The 20,710-nt window shown below is 60.0% G+C and carries 24 protein-coding genes and 1 pseudogene; 13 read left to right on the top strand and 12 right to left on the bottom strand.

Going from position 1 to position 20,710, the window contains the following annotated elements:
- Positions 1 to 196 precede the first annotated feature (196 nt).
- The 3 genes from ada to alkB are packed head-to-tail and all read left to right on the top strand — an operon-like array spanning position 197 to position 2,580.
- On the top strand, positions 197 to 1,258 hold the full coding sequence (ada, locus tag ABQ278_RS13310) for a bifunctional DNA-binding transcriptional regulator/O6-methylguanine-DNA methyltransferase Ada (RefSeq protein ID WP_349320021.1): 1,062 nt from the start codon (positions 197 to 199) through the stop codon (positions 1,256 to 1,258).
- Positions 1,251 to 1,964 carry a 2OG-Fe(II) oxygenase gene (locus ABQ278_RS13305; RefSeq protein ID WP_349320020.1) on the top strand — a complete coding sequence of 238 codons (714 nt, stop codon included), beginning with the start codon at positions 1,251 to 1,253 and terminating at the stop codon, positions 1,962 to 1,964. The genes ada and ABQ278_RS13305 overlap by 8 nt, the downstream gene beginning before the upstream one ends.
- Positions 1,951 to 2,580 (top strand): DNA oxidative demethylase AlkB, encoded by a 630-nt coding sequence (gene alkB, locus ABQ278_RS13300; RefSeq protein ID WP_349320019.1) that lies wholly within the window; start codon positions 1,951 to 1,953, stop codon positions 2,578 to 2,580. The genes ABQ278_RS13305 and alkB overlap by 14 nt, the downstream gene beginning before the upstream one ends.
- 4 nt (positions 2,581 to 2,584) lie before the next feature.
- Here alkB and ABQ278_RS13295 read toward each other — a convergent pair whose 3' ends face one another.
- Positions 2,585 to 2,935 carry a hypothetical protein gene (locus ABQ278_RS13295; protein ID WP_349320018.1) on the bottom strand — a complete coding sequence of 117 codons (351 nt, stop codon included), beginning with the start codon at positions 2,933 to 2,935 and terminating at the stop codon, positions 2,585 to 2,587.
- 26 nt (positions 2,936 to 2,961) lie between these two features.
- Positions 2,962 to 5,631, bottom strand: a complete 2,670-nt coding sequence (gene topA / locus ABQ278_RS13290; protein WP_349320017.1) for a type I DNA topoisomerase — start codon at positions 5,629 to 5,631, stop codon at positions 2,962 to 2,964.
- 261 nt (positions 5,632 to 5,892) lie between these two features.
- Here topA and ABQ278_RS13285 point away from each other — a divergent pair, with 261 nt between their 5' ends.
- On the top strand, positions 5,893 to 6,123 hold the full coding sequence (locus ABQ278_RS13285; protein ID WP_349320016.1) for a hypothetical protein: 231 nt from the start codon (positions 5,893 to 5,895) through the stop codon (positions 6,121 to 6,123).
- Here the strand turns inward: ABQ278_RS13285 and ABQ278_RS13280 are convergent.
- The 7 genes and pseudogenes from ABQ278_RS13280 to ABQ278_RS13250 all read right to left on the bottom strand — a co-directional run bounded on the left by ABQ278_RS13280 (position 6,108) and on the right by ABQ278_RS13250 (position 11,130).
- Entirely contained in the window at positions 6,108 to 6,344 is a 237-nt protein-coding gene (locus ABQ278_RS13280) for a hypothetical protein (RefSeq protein ID WP_349320015.1), read from the bottom strand. The two genes, ABQ278_RS13285 and ABQ278_RS13280, sit on opposite strands and share 16 nt — an antisense overlap.
- 80 nt (positions 6,345 to 6,424) lie before the next feature.
- Positions 6,425 to 7,132 carry a DNA-processing protein DprA gene (gene dprA / locus ABQ278_RS13275; RefSeq protein WP_349320014.1) on the bottom strand — a complete coding sequence of 236 codons (708 nt, stop codon included), beginning with the start codon at positions 7,130 to 7,132 and terminating at the stop codon, positions 6,425 to 6,427.
- A 213-nt stretch (positions 7,133 to 7,345) separates the two neighbouring features.
- Positions 7,346 to 7,660 (bottom strand): DUF559 domain-containing protein, encoded by a 315-nt coding sequence (locus tag ABQ278_RS13270; protein WP_349320013.1) that lies wholly within the window; start codon positions 7,658 to 7,660, stop codon positions 7,346 to 7,348.
- Positions 7,661 to 7,778: 118 nt separating this feature from the next.
- Positions 7,779 to 8,417, bottom strand: coding sequence for a glycerol-3-phosphate 1-O-acyltransferase PlsY (plsY, locus tag ABQ278_RS13265; RefSeq protein WP_349320012.1), 639 nt, complete (start codon positions 8,415 to 8,417; stop codon positions 7,779 to 7,781).
- 83 nt (positions 8,418 to 8,500) lie between these two features.
- A complete protein-coding gene (gene pyrC, locus ABQ278_RS13260) occupies positions 8,501 to 9,799 on the bottom strand; it encodes a dihydroorotase (protein WP_349322168.1) in 1,299 nt (432 codons plus the stop codon).
- Complete coding sequence (locus ABQ278_RS13255; RefSeq protein ID WP_349320011.1) at positions 9,799 to 10,161, bottom strand: hypothetical protein; 363 nt, start codon at positions 10,159 to 10,161, stop codon at positions 9,799 to 9,801. The genes pyrC and ABQ278_RS13255 overlap by 1 nt, the downstream gene beginning before the upstream one ends.
- Positions 10,158 to 11,130, bottom strand: a pseudogene (locus ABQ278_RS13250) (aspartate carbamoyltransferase catalytic subunit). Before ABQ278_RS13250 ends, ABQ278_RS13255 begins: the two are co-directional and overlap by 4 nt.
- A gap of 135 nt (positions 11,131 to 11,265) precedes the next feature.
- Between ABQ278_RS13250 and ABQ278_RS13245 the strand changes: the two are divergent.
- On the top strand, positions 11,266 to 12,078 hold the full coding sequence (locus ABQ278_RS13245; RefSeq protein WP_349320010.1) for an isocitrate lyase/phosphoenolpyruvate mutase family protein: 813 nt from the start codon (positions 11,266 to 11,268) through the stop codon (positions 12,076 to 12,078).
- A 38-nt stretch (positions 12,079 to 12,116) separates the two neighbouring features.
- On the opposite strand, the gene ABQ278_RS13240 is transcribed toward ABQ278_RS13245, so the two are convergent.
- Complete coding sequence (locus tag ABQ278_RS13240) at positions 12,117 to 13,055, bottom strand: AEC family transporter (RefSeq protein ID WP_349320009.1); 939 nt, start codon at positions 13,053 to 13,055, stop codon at positions 12,117 to 12,119.
- 93 nt (positions 13,056 to 13,148) lie between these two features.
- Positions 13,149 to 13,625, bottom strand: coding sequence for a Holliday junction resolvase RuvX (ruvX, locus tag ABQ278_RS13235; RefSeq protein WP_349320008.1), 477 nt, complete (start codon positions 13,623 to 13,625; stop codon positions 13,149 to 13,151).
- Between the two features lie 329 nt (positions 13,626 to 13,954).
- Between ruvX and ABQ278_RS13230 the strand changes: the two genes are divergently transcribed.
- The 6 genes from ABQ278_RS13230 (at position 13,955) to ABQ278_RS13205 (ending at position 17,558) form a co-directional block, all read left to right on the top strand.
- Entirely contained in the window at positions 13,955 to 14,305 is a 351-nt protein-coding gene (locus ABQ278_RS13230) for a UrcA family protein (protein ID WP_349320007.1), read from the top strand.
- A gap of 24 nt (positions 14,306 to 14,329) precedes the next feature.
- Positions 14,330 to 14,674 (top strand): UrcA family protein, encoded by a 345-nt coding sequence (locus tag ABQ278_RS13225; RefSeq protein WP_349320006.1) that lies wholly within the window; start codon positions 14,330 to 14,332, stop codon positions 14,672 to 14,674.
- Positions 14,675 to 14,803: 129 nt separating this feature from the next.
- Positions 14,804 to 15,091 carry an Asp-tRNA(Asn)/Glu-tRNA(Gln) amidotransferase subunit GatC gene (gene gatC, locus ABQ278_RS13220; RefSeq protein WP_018082201.1) on the top strand — a complete coding sequence of 96 codons (288 nt, stop codon included), beginning with the start codon at positions 14,804 to 14,806 and terminating at the stop codon, positions 15,089 to 15,091.
- Between the two features lies 1 nt (position 15,092).
- The gene (gatA, locus tag ABQ278_RS13215) at positions 15,093 to 16,589 is read left to right on the top strand and encodes an Asp-tRNA(Asn)/Glu-tRNA(Gln) amidotransferase subunit GatA (protein WP_349320005.1); all 1,497 of its coding nucleotides are present in this window, start codon (positions 15,093 to 15,095) and stop codon (positions 16,587 to 16,589) included.
- Between the two features lie 121 nt (positions 16,590 to 16,710).
- Positions 16,711 to 17,142, top strand: a complete 432-nt coding sequence (locus ABQ278_RS13210) for a hypothetical protein (protein ID WP_349320004.1) — start codon at positions 16,711 to 16,713, stop codon at positions 17,140 to 17,142.
- Between the two features lie 89 nt (positions 17,143 to 17,231).
- Positions 17,232 to 17,558: a hypothetical protein gene (locus tag ABQ278_RS13205; RefSeq protein WP_026172808.1), complete on the top strand. Its 327-nt coding sequence runs from the start codon at positions 17,232 to 17,234 to the stop codon at positions 17,556 to 17,558.
- Here the strand turns inward: ABQ278_RS13205 and ABQ278_RS13200 are convergent.
- Positions 17,555 to 17,863 (bottom strand): hypothetical protein, encoded by a 309-nt coding sequence (locus ABQ278_RS13200; protein ID WP_349320003.1) that lies wholly within the window; start codon positions 17,861 to 17,863, stop codon positions 17,555 to 17,557. The genes ABQ278_RS13205 and ABQ278_RS13200 overlap by 4 nt on opposite strands.
- 235 nt (positions 17,864 to 18,098) lie before the next feature.
- On the opposite strand from ABQ278_RS13200, the gene ABQ278_RS13195 reads away from it, so the two are divergent.
- On the top strand, positions 18,099 to 20,111 hold the full coding sequence (locus tag ABQ278_RS13195; RefSeq protein WP_349320002.1) for an OPT family oligopeptide transporter: 2,013 nt from the start codon (positions 18,099 to 18,101) through the stop codon (positions 20,109 to 20,111).
- 138 nt (positions 20,112 to 20,249) lie between these two features.
- Entirely contained in the window at positions 20,250 to 20,681 is a 432-nt protein-coding gene (locus ABQ278_RS13190; protein WP_018082207.1) for a RidA family protein, read from the top strand.
- Positions 20,682 to 20,710: the final 29 nt, after the last annotated feature.

Below are 20,710 nucleotides of genomic sequence, written 5' to 3'. Positions count from 1 at the left end.
TCAGACGCGCGGCAAACCTTTGCCGCTCTCGATATTACCGTCGTTGCCTTAACTTTCCGCAAAAAATCGATGTGGAAAGCCATAGGGTGATTCGAAAATGGCTGACCCGCGTGAATTTAACCGCAAGGGCCGGAGCGCGTCCCTTTTCAGGGCAGGCTAAACAGAAATTGACAAGCCTGTTGTGAAGGAAAATGCTATGCCAGACCTTATGCCCGACACCGCTATATCCACCGAAATTGATCCGCGCTGGCAGACGCTCAGCCGTCGCGAACCGGGGGATTTTGTCTATAGCGTGCGGACCACCGGCGTCTACTGCCGCCCAACCTGTCCGTCACGCCTGCCGAAGCCGAAAAACGTCCGCTTTCATGCGAGTTGCGAGGCTGCCGAAGTTGCGGGATTTCGCGCCTGCCTGCGCTGCAAGCCCCGTGAAGCCAGCACACAAGCGAAGCAGGCGGAGATGATCGCCACCGTCTGCCGTTTTATCGAAGGGGCGGAAGACGCGCCCTCGCTTGACGAAATGGCGGCCCGCGCCGGCCTGTCACCGCACCATTTCCATCGTCTGTTCAAGGCGTCCACCGGCCTGACGCCCAAGGCCTATGGCGATGCGCACCGCGCGCAGCGGGTGCGCCAGGGCTTGAGTGCCGGTGAGGCGGTGACGGCGGCGCTTTATGAGGCCGGATATGGATCGAGCGGGCGTTTTTACGAGCGCTCGAACGCCATACTGGGTATGACTCCGACCGAGTTTCAAAAAGGCGGCGCCGGCGATATCCGCTTTGCCATCGGGCAGTGCTCGCTCGGCGTCATCCTGGTGGCGCAATCGGATAAGGGGATCTGCGCCATCACCCTGGGCGATGAGGCCGAGGCGCTGGCGCGTGATCTGCAGGACCGATTTCCCAAGGCTAATCTGATCGGCGCCGATGTGGATTTCGAGCGCCATATGGCGCAGGTGGTCGGCATGATCGACCAGCAACAGGCGCTGGATCTGCCGCTCGATATTCGCGGCACCGCCTTCCAGCAAAGGGTATGGCAAGCCCTGCGCGCTATTCCTTCGGGCCAAACGCGCTCCTATGCCGACATCGCCGAGGCTATTGGTGCGCCGAAAGCCGTGCGTGCCGTGGCGGGCGCCTGTGCTGCCAATGCCCTGGCCATCGCCATTCCCTGTCATCGGGTGGTGCGTACCGATGGCGCTTTGTCGGGCTACCGCTGGGGCGTCGAGCGTAAGCGCGCTCTGTTGCTGAAGGAGGGCCAAAATGTTTGAAGCCGATCTCTTTCCCGAACAGGTGTTCCACGCGTGGCCACATCTGGAACACGATGTCGATGTCCATGGTTTTGCCATACTACCCGGCCTGATCGCGCCAGAGGCATGTAAAACGCTTGCGGCGCTCTATGAGCAGCCGATGTTCCGCAGCCATGTCCATATGGCGCGTCATGGCTTCGGGCGCGGCGAGTACAAGTATTTCGCCTATCCTCTGCCGGACGCGGTGGCGGAATTACGCGCGCGCTTTTATCCGCATCTCGCGCCCATAGCCAACCGCTGGCAGCAGCGCATGGGGCTCGATGTCCGTTTTCCGGCCGATCATGCCGATTTCCTGGCGCGATGCCATGCGGCAGGTCAGGTACGGCCCACGCCGCTTTTGCTGCAATATGGGCTCGATGACTACAACTGCCTGCATCAGGATCTGTACGGCGAGCATGTCTTTCCCTTGCAGGTGGCCATCCTGTTGTCGCGTCCGGAAGAGGATTTCACCGGCGGAGAGTTCGTCCTGACCGAACAGCGCCCGCGTATGCAGTCGGTGGCCTCGGTCGTGCCGCTGCAGCAAGGAGACGCGGTGATCTTCGCCGTCCATCAGCGGCCGGTGGCCGGCACACGCGGCGATTATCGCGTCACGATGCGTCACGGTGTGTCGCGGGTGCGTTCGGGGCTGCGGCATACCTTAGGCATTATTTTTCATGACGCAGCCTGACCTGTTTGGTGTGCCTGAGTTCGGGCGTGAGGGCGTGTCCCTCCTGCGCGGTTTCGCCTTGACCGATGCCCAAGAATTGGTGGCCGCTATTGAGGCGGTGGCTAGGGTGGCGCCGTTCCGGCATATGACCGTGCCGGGCGGTGGCCGCATGTCGGTGGGCATGACCAATGCAGGCATAGGCTGGGTGGCCGACAGCAAGGGCTATCGTTATGACCACCAGGATCCGCTGAGTGGCCAGCCTTGGCCGGCCCTGCCGCCCGTATTTACCCATCTGGCGGAGCGTGCCGCTCAGGCCGCAGGGTTCGGGTTTACGCCGGATGGCTGCCTGATCAACCGCTATGAACCGGGCGCGAAAATGGGGCTGCATCAGGATATCAACGAAGGCGATTATTCGGCGCCGATTGTCTCGGTGTCGCTGGGACTGCCCGCGACCTTCCAGTTCGGCGGCCTAAAGCGCAGCGATCCGGTGGAGAAGATCACGCTCCACCACGGCGATGTCGTGGTGTGGGGCGGTCCGGCGCGCAAAAGCTTTCACGGGGTGCTCACTCTGAGAGCTGGCCACCATGTCATTGGTAATCATCGTTATAACCTGACGTTCCGTAAGGTATTAGGGTAGTTTACTAAGCGTGGGGCTTAATTACGTCTTCTACAGTGTTGACTGCGGGAACAATGGGAATCGTGAAAGATATTCGGCTGACCCGCGAATCTAAAAGCTCTTTTTGTATTTTGCCGCCAATGTCTAGGGCCGACACAACCTTAATACCGGCTTGTCCGCTGCCAGTTATTGTCTCTGAAGCTGTAATTGCAATGTCGAATTTAATGTCCTGAACATGCTCATATATTTTACTGGTTCCGCCCCAAACGGGGTTGATTATTCCCAACTCAGGACTCGATTTAGTGATCATTTGTGCAGAGCGTATTCCGCTTAAAATATCAATAAGCGTTCCTTGTATGAAATCTTTCAGTTCCACGTCGAAGCTCCAGGTTAGTTTATCACTTAAGCGGTCTTAGCCTTCTTCGCCGGCGCTTTCTTGGCAGCAGGCTTTTTCGCAGCCGTAGTCTTGGCCGTTGCCGCCTTGGCTGCCGGTTTCTTGGCCGCGGCTGTCTTGGCAGGCGCCTTTTTCGCGGCCGCCTTCTTGGCAGGTTTCTTCGCCGCACCACCCTTGGCATTGATCAGTTCGATCGCCTGTTCCAGCGTGACGGTTTCCGGTGTCATCTCTTTCGGCAGGGTGGCGTTGACCTTGCCGCACTTGATGTACGGGCCATACTTGCCGGCCATGACCGAAATCTTGTCGCCGCCTTCACCGAAGGTGCCGAGTTCTTTCAGAGGCGCTGCCGCCGCACCGCGACCGCCCTTGCCACCGCCGCCGGCGCGCTTTTCAGCGATCAGGTCGACGGCGCGATTGAGGCCGACTTCAAAGATTTCATCGAAGTTCGACAGGTTGGCATAGGTGCCGCCGGTCTCGATGAACGGACCGAAGCGACCCAGGCCGGCCTTGATCGGAGTCTTGTCTTCCGGGTGGATGCCGACTTCACGCGGCAGGCTCAGGAGCTTGAGCGCACGATCAAGATCGATGGTCGAGGGCGGCCAGGCCTTCGGCAGCGACGAGCGCTTGGGCTTGTCTTCCTTCGATTCCGGCTCGCCAAGCTGCACATAGGGGCCAAAGCGGCCGATCTTGAGCGAGACGACCTTGCCGGTGGCCGGATCTTCGCCAAGATCCTTGTCGCCGGTAGCGCCATCGGCGCCTTCGGCATCAGGGTTGCCGACCGGGCGCGTGAACTTGCACTCCGGATAGTTGGAGCAGCCAATAAAGGCGCCAAACCGCGAGGTCTTGAGCGACAGCAGGCCATTGGCGCACGACGGACAGGCGCGCGGATTAGAGCCATCACCCTTGTCGGGGAAAATAAGCGGCCCAAGCAATTCGTTGAGCGCATCGAGCACCTGGGTGGTGCGCAGTTCGGTCATGCCCTCGGCGGCGGCGTGGAAATCAACCCAAAAATCGCGCAGCAACTGCTTCCAGTCGAGCTTGCCGTCGGAGACCAGATCGAGCTTTTCTTCCAGATCGGCTGTGAAATCGTACTGGACATAGCGGTGGAAAAACTGATCGAGGAAGGCGGTGACCAGGCGGCCCTTGTCTTCCGGAATAAAGCGGTTCTTGTCCATGCGGACATAGGCGCGATCGCGCAGCACGGTCAGGATGGAAGCGTAGGTCGAAGGCCGGCCGATGCCGAGTTCTTCGAGTTTCTTGACGAGCGTGGCTTCGGAATAGCGGGCGGGCGGCTCGGTGAAGTGCTGGTCGGGCTCGACCTTGTGCACATCAACCGACGCCCCGGATTTCACCATCGGCAGGCGGCCACCGTCTTCGTCATCGGCGCTTTCGTCGCGACCTTCTTCATAGACGGCCATGTAGCCATCGAAGGTCACCACTTGGCCGGTGGCGCGCAGGCCGATCTGTTTGTCAGGGCTGGTCAGGTCGATGGCGGTTTTCTCGACGCGCGCCGATTCCATCTGCGACGCCATTGTGCGCTTCCAGATCAGCTCGTAGAGACGCGCCTGATCACCTTCGAGGCGCAGGGTTTCCGGGCGGCGATAGAAGGAGGTCGGGCGGATGGCTTCGTGCGCTTCCTGGGCGTTTTTCGCCTTGGCCTTATACATGCGTGGGGCTTCGGGCACATAGGGGGCGCCGTAACGCTCGCCGATCAGTTTGCGCATCTCACCGATGGCGGCCGGTTCGACATAGACGCCGTCGGTACGCATATAGGTGATGAGACCTGTGGTCTCGCCACCGATATCGACGCCTTCATAGAGCTTTTGCGCGGTCTGCATGGTCCGCGAGGCCGAGAAACCGAGCTTGCGGGCGGCTTCCTGTTGCAGGGTCGAGGTCGTGAAAGGTGGCGGCGGCGACTTCTTGCCGGGCTTCTGGTCGACCTCGGTGATGCTGAAGGTGGTGGCCTTGATGGCGTCACGCGCGGCATGGGCGGCGGCTTCGTTCGGCAGGTCGAACTTGCCGAGGCGCTTGCCGTTCAGCGTGAAGAGCTTGGCGTTAAAGGGCGGTGAACTGGCCGAAACCTCGGTGTCGACCGTCCAGTATTCCTCGGTCTTGAACTTCTCGATCTCGATTTCACGATCAACCACGATCTTGAGCGCCACCGACTGCACGCGGCCGGCTGAACGGGCGCCTGGCAGCTTGCGCCACAGCACCGGCGACAGGGTGAAGCCGACGAGATAATCAAGCGCGCGGCGGGCGAGATAGGCGTCCACCAGTTCCATGTCGATGTCGCGCGGGGCGGCCATGGCGGTCTGGACGGCGGCCTGAGTAATGGCGTTGAAGGTGACGCGCTGCACCTTCTTGTCCTTCATCAGGCCCTTTTTCTTGTTGAGCACTTCGAGCACGTGCCACGATATCGCTTCCCCTTCGCGGTCCGGGTCGGTGGCCAGAATAACGCGGTCAGCGGTTTTGATGGCGTCGGCGATGTCGTTCATGCGCTTGGCGGACTTCGGATCGACTTCCCAGGTCATGGCGAAGTCATCGTCCGGCTTGACCGATCCGTCCTTGGACGGCAGGTCGCGGATGTGGCCGAAGCTGGCCAGAACGGTGAAACCCTTGCCAAGATACTTGTTGATGGTCTTGGCCTTGGCCGGGCTCTCTACAATAACAACGGTCATAAAATCTCTTGTCAGGCGAAGTGCAGGCCTGTGCTCTAGCGGAAAGGCGGTCGAAACGCGACCCTTACATCATGCGTCACACCAGAAAATCAAGGCGGCGTGGCGCTCAGGTTCGTGGCTACGAACCTCAGGCATACATGCTGAGCAATTCCAATCCTGTCAACGGCAATAAAATAAATCGAAAATACAATTGTAAATTGATGCAATTAAATTGCAATCAAGGGCATGCTTGTGTCGCAATTATAGAGAGGAATGTAGGGTATGACGGCTCCTGCACAAAAAGACGGGTATGATCTGGCGCATCAGCAAAAAGATGTTCTCGACTATATCACGGATATCGCTCATGAATTGGCGAATGTGGCGGCGCGCGCGGGCTGCGATACCCTAAGTCACGATCTAAAACAGGCCATAATAAAAAGCCGCGGGCTCGGCGACACGTCCGCACCTAGTACGGTAACTCCGTCCGAAGACAGGCCTCAGGAGCGGCTGTAATAGCCACCGTCACAGGCCGTGATCACGCCGGAAATTTCCAGTTCGCTCAGCGCCGCCAGGCCGAGCCACGCCGGTGCGGCCTGGCGGCGCAGCAGGTCGTCGCGGTGCATTGGCGTTTCGCTAATGAGCTGATGCATGGCACGGGCGGCGCGTGCGATGTCGTCTTCCTGATTCGCCGGACGATTATCCGAAGCGAACGGCGCGATGTCTATCGCCGGCAAGGGCGGCGCATCGAACCCCATCTGCCCCTCCAGTACGCGAATGACGTCTTCGGCGCTTTCGCAAAGATTGGCGCCTTGCCTTAGAGCAGGTCGTTGGTGCCGCGACAGCGTGGATCAAGCGGTGAGCCGGGCACGGCGAAGACCTCACGGTTCTGCTCGGCCGCCAGCCGGGCGGTGATCAGCGAACCGGAGCGCAGTTCGGCCTCGACCACGATGGTGCCGAGCGACAGTCCGGAAATGATGCGGTTGCGGCGCGGGAAATCCGACGCCGTGGCGCGATGGCTGACCGGGCTTTCGGATACCAGCAGGCCGTGGTCGCGGATCTTCTCGTAGAGTCCGCGATTATCCGGCGGGTAAATATCATCGACGCCCCCTCCGAGCACCGCGACCGTGCCGCTTTTCAGGCTGGTTTCGTGCGCCCGCGTATCGACGCCACGCGCCAGTCCGGAGATAACGTGGAAACCGGCCTCGCCAAGCTCGTGGGCCAGGGTCTGGGCGATCTTCTGGCCAGCGGCCAAAGCGTTGCGCGCGCCGACAATCCCGATGGCGCGGTGGCGGACTTTCAGCGGCCCTAGCGTCCACAGAATTGGCGGCGCCGCCTCGATCTGTTTCAGCAGGGCGGGGTAGTCAGCATCGCCCAGAACAACCAGCCGTGCGCCGGTGGCAGCGGCCCGCGCCAGTTCCTCATCGAGCCTGGCTTGCGGAAAAGGCGTCAGCGAGCCGCCGGTGCGATTGAAGATGTGCGGCAGGTCTTCGAGCGCGCGTATAGCTGAGCCGAAACGCAGCATAAGCTGGGCGAATTGACCGGCCTGATGCGGTGCGTGCGGGCCAGCCGCAGTCGTGCGATGCGTTCGGCCTCAGCATGTGCGGTGGTGATGCGATCAAAGCCAAAAGTTGTAATTCGCTTCAGATCGCGCCACGCTAACAGGGTTTTTGCCAACGCTCAAGACCTTCCCTCCTCCCTACGAAGTGGGGAGGTGGCGCAAAGCGCCGGAGGGGCGCTACCCTTTAGTGAGCCGCAAGCGAATTTCATCCGCTACATAAAGCGCCGCGCTATCCGGGTCTTCCATAACCTGAATGGCGGGAATACACATGGTCTCTATATCGCGGCTTTTCAGGTAAGCGTCCCGCTTTTCATCATAGGTCCGCGCCTCATCAAAAGGATGCTGACCGCCATCGACTTCGATGCACAGCTTAGCGTCGTCACAATAAAAATCGAGAATATAAGGCCCGAAAGCATATGAGCGGCGAATGTTAAAAACAAGGGCTTCACGATTGCGCAAGCGCACCCACAGACGCGTTTCAGCAAGTGACATCTGTCGACGTAGTTTACGGGCGAGATCGTATTTGGCAGGGGGGGGCTGGTCATCGTCCGTGCTGCGCCCCTCCGTCAGCGCTGGGCGCTGCCACCTCGCCATCAAGATGGGGAGGTGATTATTCTTTCTTCTTGCCGATCTTTGGTTCTTCGCCCTTGAGCAAACGGCGGATATTGTCGCGGTGGCGAATATAGATCAGCACAGCCATGAACAGCGCCATGCCGAGAAAAGGGGCTGCGGGATCGGAAAATGGCAGCAGGAAGGCGACTGGCACGACCAAAGCCGCCGCGACCAGGGCGCCCAGCGACGAAATGCGGAAGATAAACGCCGTCAAGAGCCACAGCGCCGCCGCCATCAGCCCCATGGGCCAGCAGGCCGCGAACAGGGTGCCGAAGAAGGTGGCCACGCCCTTGCCGCCCTTGAATTTCAGCCACACCGGAAACAGGTGGCCCAGGAAAGCGGCCGAACCGGCCAGCGCCATGGCGATCTGGCGCGTTTGCAGATCGGCTTTCAGCAACAGGAAAAACGCCAGCCCCACGGCCGCTGCGCCCTTGCCGGTGTCACCGATAAAGGTGATAGCCGCCAGGTCCTTGCGGCCGGTGCGCAGCACATTGGTGGCGCCGATATTACCCGAACCGACCGAACGGATGTCGATTCCCGCTGCCTTCGCCGCGATATAGCCGAACGAGATCGAACCGAGCAGGTAACCGCCGATGATGGATATCGCGTAGATGGCGGCATCGGGAAGGGCGGGCATACGGTTCTTTCATTCTTTACCTCTCCTTGCTTGCGGGGAGAGGGTGGCCGTCAGGCCGGTGAGGGGGAAGGAAGGGGAAGCGACTAGACCTCGTAGACGATTCTACCGTCCACGAGTGTCTTGAGCACCTTGCCCTGCAACGTGCGGTTTTCAAAGGGGGAGTTCTTCGATTTCGACAGGATGTCTTTTTCGCGCAACGCAAACGGTGCGTCGATATCGACCAGCAGGATATCCGCCGGCGCGCCCTTGGCGATGCGTCCGGCAGCGAGACCCAGCAATTGCGCCGGATTTTGCGTCACGGTGCGCAGAAGATCGATCAGCGGAATATCGTTTTCGTGGTGCAGGCCGATCAGCGCTGGCAGCAGGGTTTGCAGGCCGAGCGCACCGGGTGTCGCTTCCGAGAACGGCAGGCGCTTGTGTTCGGCCGGTTCCGGCGAATGGTTCGACACGATGACATCGATCAGACCCGACGCGATGCCGTCGATCAGCGCCAGACGGTCGCGTTCGGCGCGCAGGGGCGGATCGAGGCGGAAGAAGGTGCGGTAATCGCCAATGTCGATCTCGTTGAACATCAGATGGTTGATGCTGACCGAGGCGAAGACTTCGAGCCCCTTGCCCTTGGCGCGCTCCAAAGAATCCAGGGCTTCGCGGGTCGAGATCAGATCGACCAGAAAGCGCGCGCCGGTCAGTTCCGCCAGCGCCAGATCGCGCTCGATCATGATGCGCTCGGCCAGCGGCGAAACGCCGGAGAGGCCCATGCGCGCCGCCATTTCGCCGGAGGTCGCCACAGCGCCTTCGGAAAGCCACGGCTCCTTCGGACGATGCGCGATCAGAGCGTTGAAGCCATTGGCGTAAGAGAGGACACGGCTGAGTATCTTGGAATTGATGATCGGCTCGTCCGCATTGGTGAAGTAAAGCGCGCCGGCCTCGGCCATCAGGCCGATTTCCGCCATCTGCTGGCCTTCCAGCTTCTTGGTGGCGGCGCCGGCCGGATAGACATGAACCAGTTCGATATCGCGGGCGCGCCTGAGGATGAAGTCGGCCATGGCCGGTTCATCGATGCAGGGATCGGTGTCGGGCTGGACGACGAAGGAGGTGACACCGCCTGCGGCCGCCGCAAGGCTGGCCGATTTCAGGGTTTCGGCGGGCTCGTGACCAGGCTCGCCGGTCTTGACGCGCATGTCGATCAGGCCGGGGATGATGGCGTTTTCGGCGCAATCGACGATGCGGATGCCGGGATGCCCAATAATGGCGCCGTGGCCGAGGATGACCTCTGAGATAACGCCATCAGCCACGATGACCGAACCGGGGCCGTCATATTCGGTGGCCGGATCAATGATGCGGGCATTGACGAAGGCGATGGCGGGGGTGCCTTTGGTCATCATGCGGCTCCACAATTTTTGATAGCTGTAGCATTATAAATGGTTGAGTAATCCACTGCGCGTTGGTTATTTCTGACGACTTCACGCGTTAAATTATCTCCAACTCCATCCATAATTACTAAAGTGTATTTCTTTTTTGCTGTCTGCTCGTCCAAAGTTGTGCCGGGAATGTGGGTGACGCGTGCATAGATTACATAAAGAAAGCATTTTCCTTTCTGAAAATCCCGGTTCGCGTCTGCTTCGGCATGTGCCGCAACAAGCGTTTTAGCGTGCACATGTTTCATTTCATCGGCCATTGACGGCGGCGCATAAATACCAACCATAAGTGCGACAAATGCTGGGGTGAAAGCTATCCCGGTCATCGGTCGTTCTCCAGACGGGCGGCCAGGGACGCCAGCACGGCCATACGGGCGGCCACGCCCATCTCGACCTGATCCTGAATGAGGGAGACAGAGAGATCATCGGCGATTTCCGAGTTCGATCTCGATGCCGCGGTTCATAGGCCCCGGGTGCATGACCTTGGCGCCGGGAGCGGCGACAGCCAGCTTCTCGCGGTCGAGGCCGAAGAAGCGGTAATATTCACGGGCGGAGGGGATAAAGGCGCCATCCATGCGCTCAAGCTGGAGGCGCAGCATCATCACCACGTCGGCGCCGGCAATGCCTTCGCGCATGTCGTGATAGACCTCGGTGCCCCACTGGTCGGCATCGCCCGGAATGAGGGTCGGCGGGCCGACGAGGCGGACATTGGCGCCCATGGCGTTGAGCAGGATGACGTTTGAGCGCGCCACGCGGGAGTGGGTGACGTCGCCGCAGATCGCAATGGTCAGGCCATCGACATGACCGAAGGCGCGACGGATCGACAACATGTCGAGCAGGGCCTGAGTCGGGTGCTGGTGCTGGCCATCGCCAGCATTGACGACCGAGCAGCCGACCTTCTGTGCCAGAAGGGCCGCAGCACCCGAGGCCGAGTGGCGGACCACCAGCAGGTCGGGCTTCATGGCGTTGAGCGTGACGGCGGTGTCGATCAGGGTTTCGCCCTTGGCGACCGACGAGGTTTTCATGCTCATATTGATGGTGTCGGCCCCGAGGCGCTTGCCGGCCAGCTCGAAGCTTGATTGGGTGCGGGTCGAGTTCTCGAAGAACATATTGACCAGAGTGCGGCCGCGCAACAGATCAAGCTTCTTGGTCGATTGCCGGTTGAGATCGACGAACACGTCCGCCAGATCAAGCAGGTTGGCGATATCGGGTGGATCAAGATCCTGGGCACCGAGGAAGTGCGGCTTCGGAAAGGCGTGCAACCGGGTGCGGATCAGTTCGTTAAAATCGGTCATGTGTTGGCAACTTCGGGGCGTATGGGACATGCTGACATGATTTTGCCGGCACGGTCATCACTATTACCAGGATTGGGCTTCGCCGGGTTTTGGCGGAGAATGCCCCAAAGTACAAGTGATAAGGAAGAGATATCCGTGAAAAGCCAAAGCGAAAAGGCGACCGACTTTGCGACCTTGCATGAACGAGGCTGTTTCGTCATCCCCAACCCGTGGGATCGTGGCTCGGCTCGACTACTGTCGGGACTGGGATTCCGCGCCCTGACCACCACCAGCGCAGGTTACGCGCGCTCCCTCGGCGTCAGCGATTATCAGGCCGGACGTGAGCACGTTCTGGCGCATGTGCGCGATCTGGCGACGGCGACCGACCTGCCGCTGGCAGCCGATCTGGAGAATGGCTTTGGCCATCGACCGGAGGATTGTGCGGAGACGATTCGCTTCGGCGCCGAGGCCGGACTGGTCGGTGGCTCGATCGAGGACGCCACGGGTGATGATCGCGTGATCTATGATATCGCCGAAGCGACGGATCGTATCCGGGCAGCGGCGGAAGCGGCGAAGGTATTGCCGCATCCTTTCATGCTGGTGGCGCGCTGCGAGAACTATCTGCATGGCCGGCCCGATCTGGCCGATACCATCGCACGTTTGCAGGCCTATCAGGCGGCCGGTGCCGATGTGCTTTACGCGCCGGGATTATCGACGGCGGAGGAGATCGGTGAGGTTTGCCGCAGCGTGGACGTGCCGGTCAATGTGCTGGGCGGGATCGGCGTAAAACCCTTGTCGGTATGTGAGCTGGCGGAACTGGGCGTGCGGCGGGTCAGCCTGGGTAGCTGGCTGCATTCTGCGGCCATGACGGCCTTCGTCAATGCGGCACAGGACGAAAGCTTTGGTTATGTCGCCGACCTGATCGGCGGCAGGCAGATGGACCAGTGGCTGAAAGAAGGGGCAGGGTAATTCATCCTCCCCCGTACGCTTAGCTACAGGGGAGGAAATTAGACCAGATGGAACAGCCACAACAGTAACGGCATCGTCACGGCGCTCAGAGTGGTGGTCAGGGCCACGATACCGGCCATCAGAGGCGCATCGCCACCCATATGTCGCGCCTGAACATAGGCCGCCGCCGCGCAAGGTGCCGCGCCACAGGCCAGGGCAATGCCCTGCGCCATGCGGTCACCGCCCAGCGCATAACAGATTGACCATGCCAGCACCGGCATGACCAGGATCTTGAACAGTGACACCAGCCCGACCAGAACCGGCCGGCGCCAGACATAACCAAAACTAAGTCCCACACCAGCGAGAATCAGGCCGGTCGGGATCGCGGCATCGCCCAGCATACCCAGCGATTTTTCAACGAAGGGAATGGACGGCATGCGCAAAGCATTCAGCGCCAGTCCTGTCAGGCAGGCGGCAAAGATCGGATTGGTCAGGAGGGTACGCGCGAACCACAGCGGCGTGCGGTTTGGCTTTTCGCCTTCGGGTTCGCCCCATTGGGCCAGCACCAGAATGCTGATCATGTTGCTGGCTGGAATAAGCGCGCTGATCGCCACGACGGAGAGGGCGTTGGCGTTCGGTCCGAAGATCGACGCGGCTACGGGGATAAAGATAAAGGAATTGAAGCGCATCAGGCCCTGAAACACGCTGGTGAAGGTTGGGCCGGAGAGCTTGAGGAAGGGCTTGAGCGCAAAGCCGAAGGCGACGGCGATGATCAGCGAACCCAGGACGCCGAGCGCGATGGGCCCGGTGGAGAAGCCGGAGAGATCGGCGTGCCAGATCGCGGGGATCAGAAAGCCTGGGTAGAGGACATAGATGGCGAACGTCTCGATCGGCGGCCAGACATTGAGCGGCAGAAAGCCGGATTTCTTCAGGCCGTAGCCCAGCGCGATCAGCAGAAAGACAGGAACGATGCCATTGAGGATGGTCAGCCAGGTCATTCATTTCGCTCACGGCTGTCGCGCTGTGCGCTCGCCTTCGCGGGAGCGGCGAGCGATCGCCGACGCCCGGCCGGGCGCTGAAAAAAGGTGTTTCTAAGCACCGGCCGCGTCTTTCATACGATCCAATGCGCCTTGCAATATATAGGCGGCGGCGGAGCGGTCGATGACCTCGGCGCGCTTGGCGCGGGTGAGGTCGGCTTCCTCGATCAGGAAGCGGTTCATGGCCGACGACGACCAGCGCTCATCCCAGAACGCGATGGGTAAGTCTCTCAAGCGTAACAAATTACGCGCGAAGGCGCGGCAAGACTGGCAACGGGGACCTTCGGTGCCGTCCATATTTACGGGTAAGCCGATCACCATGCCATCGGCTTCTCGTGACGCCATCAGCTTGAACAGGCGCTCGGCTTCCAGCGTGAACTTCGACTTGCGGATCAGCTCCAGCGGCGAGGCGATGGTCAGGGAAATGTCGGACACGGCGACGCCAATGGTCTTTTCGCCCAGGTCCAGCCCCAGCAGGGCGCGGCGCGGCGCTAAGGCGGCCGCCAGTTCGGTGATGTCGATAATGGCCATGAACGGGCTTTGGCGCTTAAGCCGTAAAGAGTCAACAGACTGTCATGTGACTGTCGGGTCTGTGTCACGCAACGCCGGTATCAAGGCGCACCATTCCTCTGCGGAAGCGATGGCGATCATTACAGTTATTTAATTAACGATTACATGGCGCTTTAACACATTAACTGAATGTAATAAATTAAATTCATGTAATAAATAAATGATGTGTAATACATGGATGAGATTTAACAATATTCATGTTTCTATTTGTTTTAGGCAAGTGTAGATGTGGCTTCAGTTCTTAACGAGTAATCATCCTCCCTCATCTACAACTTAAAAGGAATAACATCATGACCCGTTCGATCCTCATCGCCGCTTTCTCGATCACCGCCCTGGTTGCCGGCGCCGCCCATGCCGACGACCGCGCCCGTGTGGAACAGGAGCGCACCGTTTCTGCCGCCAAGACCGATTTCAACAATCCCGGCCAGGTCAAGATGCTTTACAAGCGCATCACCGCAGCGGCCGAAGCCGTCTGCCACAGCGAACTTTCCGATCCGATCACGGCCAATGAAGACGCCGCTTGCACCCGTCAGGCTGTTTCGGGCGCCGTCCGCGAAATCAACGCGCCGCAATTGAGCGCCCTTGATGGCCAGGTCAATGACCGCGCCTCGGCCTACGCCATGAACGACCGTCAGCACTAAGCCCCCGTAACAGGAGACATCACCATGCTGCGTGCAGTTTTCATGACCGGTCTTATGGCCGGAGCGATCTTCTCTGCCCAAACCGCTTCGGCCCAGGACAATGTCTCGCATGTCGATGTGACCTTCGAGACCCGCGATCTGCGTGATCCGGCACGCGCGGAAGTCGTCTACGCCCAGATCAAGAAGGCCGCCAAGAAAGCGTGCTGGAGCGAGGGCGAGGGGCCGGGCTTCCGCATCATCGACGATCGGGCCTGTGAAAAACAGGCGGTCGATGAGGCTGTCGCGGATATCCACAGCGCCGAAATGAACCGCGTGCACGCGGCGCGCTCGGCGCCCGAGATGGCCATGAATGAGCATAAAGCGCGTTAGGGCTGCCTTTAGACTAAGATGGAACAGGGGCGTTACGCGATGAGCGAACGCCCTTTTTCATGTTTGCCCCTTGCCAAAAACGCCCTCAATCGCTAACCGGAACCCACATTATTATATGGAGTCTCGACCATGGCCATTGATGTGGCAACCGTTAAAAAGGTGGCAAGCCTGTCGCGCCTGCGTGAAAGCGATGACCGCCTGCAATCGCTCGCCGGTGAGCTGAACGGCATTCTGGGCTGGATCGAGCAGTTGAACGAGGTCGATGTCACGGGCGTCGAGCCGATGACGACCGCCGTCCAGATGCCAACCCCCATGCGCGACGACGTGGTTTCCGATGGTGACAAGGTCGCGCAGATCGTCGCCAATGCCCCGAAGACCGTTGACGGCTTCTTTGTTGTGCCGAAGGTGGTTGAATAAGATGCCCAATACCTCAAGTGAACTTACCAAACTGACGCTCAAGGCGGCAGTTGACGGCCTGAAGGCCAAGACCTTTTCCTCCACCGAACTGACCAACGCCTTTATCGGCGCCATTGAGACCGCCAATCCGGCGCTCAATGCCTATGTCGAGCTGACCTTCGACAAGGCGCGCGAACAAGCCGCCGCGTCCGATGCGAAACTGGCAAAGGGTGAGGGCGGGGCTCTCGAAGGCGCGCCGCTGGGCATCAAGGATCTCTATTGCACGGCGGGTGTTCGCACCACGGCCTGTTCGGGCATCCTGGAAAACTTCGTGCCGACCTACGAAGCGACCGTGACGCAGAACCTGTGGGATCAGGGCGCCGTCATGCTCGGCAAGCTCAACATGGACGAATTCGCCATGGGCTCGTCGAACGAAACCTCGAAATGGGGCAGCGTCGTCAATCCGTGGAAGTCACGCGGCTCCAATGCGCCATTGACCCCCGGCGGTTCATCGGGTGGTTCGGCCTCGGCCGTCGCCGCCGATCTCTGTCTGGCCGCCACGGCGTCCGATACTGGCGGGTCTATCCGCCAGCCCGCCGCCTTCACTGGCACGGTCGGTATCAAGCCGACCTATGGCCGTTGCTCGCGCTACGGCATGGTGGCCTTCGCTTCGTCGCTCGATCAGGCCGGCCCGATCACCAAAACGGTCGAAGACGCTGCGATCATGCTGCAAGCCATGTGCTCGCATGACGTCAAGGATTCGACCTCGCTCGACCTCGCCATTCCGGACTTTTCGTCCTTCCTTGGCAAGTCAGTCAAAGGCCTGCGCATCGGTATCCCCGATGAGTACCGCCTCGATGGTATCCCTGCCGAGATCGACGCCCTGTGGGAACAGGGCATTGCCTGGCTGAAAGACGCCGGTGCCGAGATCGTCCGCATCTCCCTGCCGCACACGAAATATGCCCTGCCGTGCTACTATATCATTGCGCCGGCGGAAGCCTCGTCCAACCTCGCCCGCTATGACGGCATGCGCTTCGGTCACCGTGCCGAGGGCGTCACGTCCCTGACTGACACCTATGAAATGTCGCGTTCGGAAGGCTTCGGCAAGGAAGTGAAGCGCCGCATCATGATTGGCACCTATGTGCTGTCGGCGGGTTTCTATGATGCCTATTACGTCAAGGCTCTGAAGGTGCGCCGGCGCATCGCCGAGGATTTCACCAAGGCGTTTGAAACCTGTGATGTCATCCTGACCCCGGCCACGCCGTCGTCGGCGTTCGAACTAGGTGACGCCGCCAAGGCCGCCGATCCGGTCGCCATGTACCTGAATGACGTCTTCACCGTCACCACGAATCTGGCCGGTCTGCCGGGCCTGTCTGTGCCGGCGGGCCTCGATAGTCAGGGCCTGCCGCTCGGTCTGCAGGTGATCGGCAAGGCGCTCGATGAGGGCACGGTGCTGAATATCGCCTCGGTGCTGGAAAAGGCCGCAGGCTTCACCACCAAGCCCGGCCGTTGGTGGTAATAATTTAAAAGCCTTCTGTCTCGGACAGGAGGCTTTTTTCTTGTCCCTCTTGCGGGCGTCCGTCAGGTGCCATACCTTGCGTGGGAAACCCTTTCGGAGCGGCTTTAAGTCCGGCAATTGCATGTATCATCCTATCCGGGCGGGTCTGCTCGTCCTTTCCACACTGGCTTTTTTCAGCGCGTCTGGCCTGAGCGCCCAGGAAACGCCTGCGCCGCAAATGCCTGAACCTGAAGGCGCCGAGCCCGAACTGTCCGATCAGGATATGGCGGATCTCGCCATGGTCTGCACCGCCACCTACGATGTGGTGCTGGCCAATGGGCAGGGCGGCGCGCAGACCGAGGCCATCAAGGACGCGCGTGATCTGGCGCGGTCGATTTATCAGGAAATCTCACAGGCCACGGATGACGCGATCGACGCCGAAATCACCAAGGCCGATGCCACCCTTCAGGCCGAAGTTAAAAGCGGGGGTGTCGATCTGAAAGATTTTCAGGCGACGTGTGATTCCCTGTTGATGGAAGAACAGGATGGCGTCGCTGCACCGATCGTTTCCTGAGATAAACTCACCCTTTACGGGAAAGACATGGGGTAGCGGGGGCTATCTGGTCTAAGCTACGCATTGTATGCGTAGAAACAGGTGATGTGATGTTAGCAACCTATCAGGACATGGTGGCCTGGGGGCTTCTGGTGCTTCCGCTGATCGTTCTGGCGTGGGCGGCGGTGTGGTTCGTGCTGATCCAGGCCGAACGCAACCGTCATGAGCGCTACACACGGTTTCATGCCATCATGGAGCAACTGGCGAAATCGGATGGGCCTACGGCTGATAAGATGGCGGCCGCCTATGAACTGCGAAACTACCGTGAATACAAGGATGTCATCGCGCGCGTGTTTATAGACGGCAAGGTGAGAGGCGATACGGCCGAAGCCCTGTCACGTCAGTTACGCGATACGGTTGACCATATCAGGCATTAGTTGTTGACGGTCGCCAGCACGATGTCTGAATGTTCAACCACCGGATAAGGGTTTATGGCCTCGGCATGTTCAGGAATGACCGGCAGGGCATCAACGTCCGGCAGATGCGATAACTGGCTGGCGACCTCGACACCGCTGCCAATCGTGGCCAAGGCAAATGCCGCCAGACTGATCACCAAAGCATTAGGGAGCCGAAACGAACCCGGCCTGGCTTCGGTTTCGGGCGCGTTCCAGGAAATGGAATAGGTGCTGGGATGGACCGCTGCGCGCATGGTCTGGCTCTGCAATCTGGGTGATTGGGTCACGTCAAAGCTAATCACACCGGCATAAAAATTCAGTGCCGGTCACAAGCGCCAAAATCGGATCGACATCAGGTGCGGGGCTTACATTATCTTTTCAATATATGATGCGCAGCTTAGATGGGCGCCATGCCCGCGGGGCGAGGATAGTTGAATTTGTATCTGTTTTGGAACTGGTGCTTGTGTTCTGCGCGCATTTGGGCAGTATCGCCCAAAAGCTAACCAAGAACCGGAGCCGAGGATGAACCTCCCCACGATCCCACGTCCCAATGAAATCACTGTTCGTGGTGTCATTCTGGGCATCCTGATTACCCTGATCTTCACCGCCGCGCAGGTTTATCTCGGTCTCAAGGTCGGGCTGACCTTCGCCACGTCTATCCCGGCCGCCGTCATCTCGATGGCGCTGTTGCAGGCCTTCAAGACGGCGACGATCCAGGAAAACAACATCGTCCAGACCATTGCCTCGGCGGCAGGCACACTCGCCTCGGTCATCTTCGTTCTGCCGGGCCTGATCATGATCGGCTGGTGGACCAATGTTCCCTTCCTCACCACCTTCATGGCCTGCGCCATCGGCGGCGTGCTCGGCGTCATGTACACCGTGCCCTTGCGCCGTGCTCTGGTGACGCAATCGTCCCTGCCGTATCCGGAAGGCGTAGCGGCCGCTGAGGTTCTGCGCGTTGGCACCTCGTCACGCGAAGGCGGCGCTGAAGGTGCTGCCGGCCTCTGGTCGATCATCTGGGGCAGCCTGTTTTCGGCCTTTTATGCCGCACTGGCCGGCGCCAAGCTGATGGCCGGTGAAGTCGCCAAGTATTTCAAGGTTGGCACCGGCGCGACCGGTCTCGGCGGTTCGGCCTCGCTGGCGCTTCTGGGCGCGGGTCACCTGATGGGCATCACCGTCGGCATCGCCATGCTGGTGGGCTTAGCCATCGCCTGGGGCATCTGCGTGCCGATCCTGACGCAACTGACCCCCATGCCCGATCTGTCGGCGGCAGATCACGCGGGCAAGGTGTGGGGCACGCAGGTGCGTTTCCTCGGCGCTGGCGCTATCGGCGCCGCAGCCATCTGGACACTCGGCAAACTGATCGTTCCGGTGTGGAGCGGCTTGATGTCGGCTATGGAATCGGGCCGTGCGCGTAAGCTCGAAGGCGCGGTCATTCCCCGCACGGAGCAGGATCTGCCGGTCTGGATCATGGGTCTGGTGGTGCTGATTTCGCTGGTGCCGGCGGGCTGGCTTCTGGCCAATTTCGTCTCGGGCGGACCTCTGGCAGAAATCGCCCTGCCGCTCGTGATCAGCGGCGTGCTCTATATCATCGTGGCCGGTATGCTGGCCGCCGCCGTCTGCGGCTATATGGCCGGTCTGATCGGTTCTTCCAATTCGCCTGTTTCCGGTATCGCCATCCTGACCGTTCTGGGTTCTGCCCTTATTGTAGGCATGATCGGTTACGGCATGACGGGGCCCAATACGGCCACAGCGCTGGTGGCGTTCGCCCTGCTGGTGACCACGGTCGTGCTGGCCGTCGCCGTTATCGGCAACGATAATTTGCAGGATCTCAAGACCGGTCAACTGGTCGACGCCACGCCGTGGAAGCAGCAGGTGGCGCTGATCATCGGTATTATCGCAGGTTCGATTGTGGTGCCGCCAGTGCTCGATCTGCTCAACAATTCCAACGGTTTCGCCGGCGACCCGAACTATCACGCCGTGACCAACGAACCGCTGGCCGCCCCACAGGCGACTCTGATCTCGACCCTGGCGAAGGGCGTCATCAGTCACGATCTCGACTGGAAGCTGCTCGGTATCGGTGCCGCCATCGGTCTAGGTCTGGTCGTGCTCGATATCGTCATCCGCAAGCTCAGCAAGGGCAAGCTCAGCCTGCCGTCGCTGGGTGTTGGTCTGGCCATCTATCTGCCGAGTTCGGTGACCGCGCCGGTGGTGATCGGGGCCTTCGCCGGCTGGATTTTCGAGCGCGCCGTCAAGGGCAAGACCGTCAACGGCAAGGACTTTGCCGAACCGGCCAAGCGGCTGGGTGTGCTGATCGCCTCGGGTTTCATTGTCGGGGAAAGCCTGTTCAATGTGGCGCTGGCGGGCATCATCGTCTTGACCGGACAGGCCGCACCGCTGGCCGGACCGTTCGCGGCCATCTGGCCGGATGAAAATGTTGGCATGGTCATCGCCATCGTTCTGGCCCTGGTCGGGGTCACGGGACTTTACCGCTGGGCCGCCGCCCGCGCCAAAAAGGTCGTGGCGGAAAACTGATCCCGTCAGACCGTCCTGTGGAAAAGCCTCCCGGTTCATGCCGGGAGGCTTTTTTCATCCTGGTGCCTATGGTCATGCGCACGAAAAATTGCGCAAATGATACTTTCCTGTTGGCGTAAAGATCGCTAAAACAGGGTTATGAGCAACACAGCGAACAGACCCGTCATCAACCCTATCCCGGCCGATGGCATCACCTATTTCCTGCATCCTCACCCGCGTTCGCCTTTTTCGGAAGCCGTTCAGGTCGGACAGGTGCTTTACCTGTCGGCGATGATCGGGCTCGACGAAAACGGCAAACTGGCCGAGGGCTTCGACAACGAAGTGAAGTGCATCATGTCGAATACGGCCGATATCCTGAAGCGCTATGGCCTTGGCCTTGAGCATATCTTCAAGGCGACCGTCATGCTGACCGACATCACCAAGTGGGGCGATTTCAACCGCCTGTACAAGCCGTACTTCCATCCGGCGCAATTGCCGGTGCGGACGGCCTTCGGCGTGACCAACCTGGCCTATGACGCCACGGTCGAGATCGAATTCTGGGCGCATGTGCCGACCGAATCAGCGAAGTAAGACAAGAAGCTCCCTCTGACAAAGAGGGA

It is taken from the genome of Asticcacaulis sp. MM231 (genome assembly GCF_964186625.1).
Lineage (GTDB): Bacteria > Pseudomonadota > Alphaproteobacteria > Caulobacterales > Caulobacteraceae > Asticcacaulis.
This window is presented reverse-complemented; position numbering and strand designations above follow the sequence as displayed.

Coding starts and splice junctions, on each gene's coding strand:
- ruvX (WP_349320008.1), bottom strand. CDS start 13,625: ATGGCCATTATCGACATCACCGAACTGGCGGCCGCCTTAGCGCCGCGC.
- plsY (WP_349320012.1), bottom strand. CDS start 8,417: ATGCCCGCCCTTCCCGATGCCGCCATCTACGCGATATCCATCATCGGC.
- ABQ278_RS13195 (WP_349320002.1), top strand. CDS start 18,099: ATGAACCTCCCCACGATCCCACGTCCCAATGAAATCACTGTTCGTGGT.
- alkB (WP_349320019.1), top strand. CDS start 1,951: ATGACGCAGCCTGACCTGTTTGGTGTGCCTGAGTTCGGGCGTGAGGGC.
- ABQ278_RS13225 (WP_349320006.1), top strand. CDS start 14,330: ATGCTGCGTGCAGTTTTCATGACCGGTCTTATGGCCGGAGCGATCTTC.
- ada (WP_349320021.1), top strand. CDS start 197: ATGCCAGACCTTATGCCCGACACCGCTATATCCACCGAAATTGATCCG.
- ABQ278_RS13240 (WP_349320009.1), bottom strand. CDS start 13,055: ATGACCTGGCTGACCATCCTCAATGGCATCGTTCCTGTCTTTCTGCTG.
- ABQ278_RS13305 (WP_349320020.1), top strand. CDS start 1,251: ATGTTTGAAGCCGATCTCTTTCCCGAACAGGTGTTCCACGCGTGGCCA.
- ABQ278_RS13210 (WP_349320004.1), top strand. CDS start 16,711: ATGTATCATCCTATCCGGGCGGGTCTGCTCGTCCTTTCCACACTGGCT.
- gatA (WP_349320005.1), top strand. CDS start 15,093: ATGCCCAATACCTCAAGTGAACTTACCAAACTGACGCTCAAGGCGGCA.
- ABQ278_RS13230 (WP_349320007.1), top strand. CDS start 13,955: ATGACCCGTTCGATCCTCATCGCCGCTTTCTCGATCACCGCCCTGGTT.
- pyrC (WP_349322168.1), bottom strand. CDS start 9,799: ATGACCAAAGGCACCCCCGCCATCGCCTTCGTCAATGCCCGCATCATT.
- gatC (WP_018082201.1), top strand. CDS start 14,804: ATGGCCATTGATGTGGCAACCGTTAAAAAGGTGGCAAGCCTGTCGCGC.
- ABQ278_RS13255 (WP_349320011.1), bottom strand. CDS start 10,161: ATGACCGGGATAGCTTTCACCCCAGCATTTGTCGCACTTATGGTTGGT.
- ABQ278_RS13190 (WP_018082207.1), top strand. CDS start 20,250: ATGAGCAACACAGCGAACAGACCCGTCATCAACCCTATCCCGGCCGAT.
- ABQ278_RS13270 (WP_349320013.1), bottom strand. CDS start 7,660: ATGTCACTTGCTGAAACGCGTCTGTGGGTGCGCTTGCGCAATCGTGAA.
- ABQ278_RS13285 (WP_349320016.1), top strand. CDS start 5,893: ATGACGGCTCCTGCACAAAAAGACGGGTATGATCTGGCGCATCAGCAA.
- topA (WP_349320017.1), bottom strand. CDS start 5,631: ATGACCGTTGTTATTGTAGAGAGCCCGGCCAAGGCCAAGACCATCAAC.
- ABQ278_RS13205 (WP_026172808.1), top strand. CDS start 17,232: ATGTTAGCAACCTATCAGGACATGGTGGCCTGGGGGCTTCTGGTGCTT.
- dprA (WP_349320014.1), bottom strand. CDS start 7,132: ATGCTGCGTTTCGGCTCAGCTATACGCGCGCTCGAAGACCTGCCGCAC.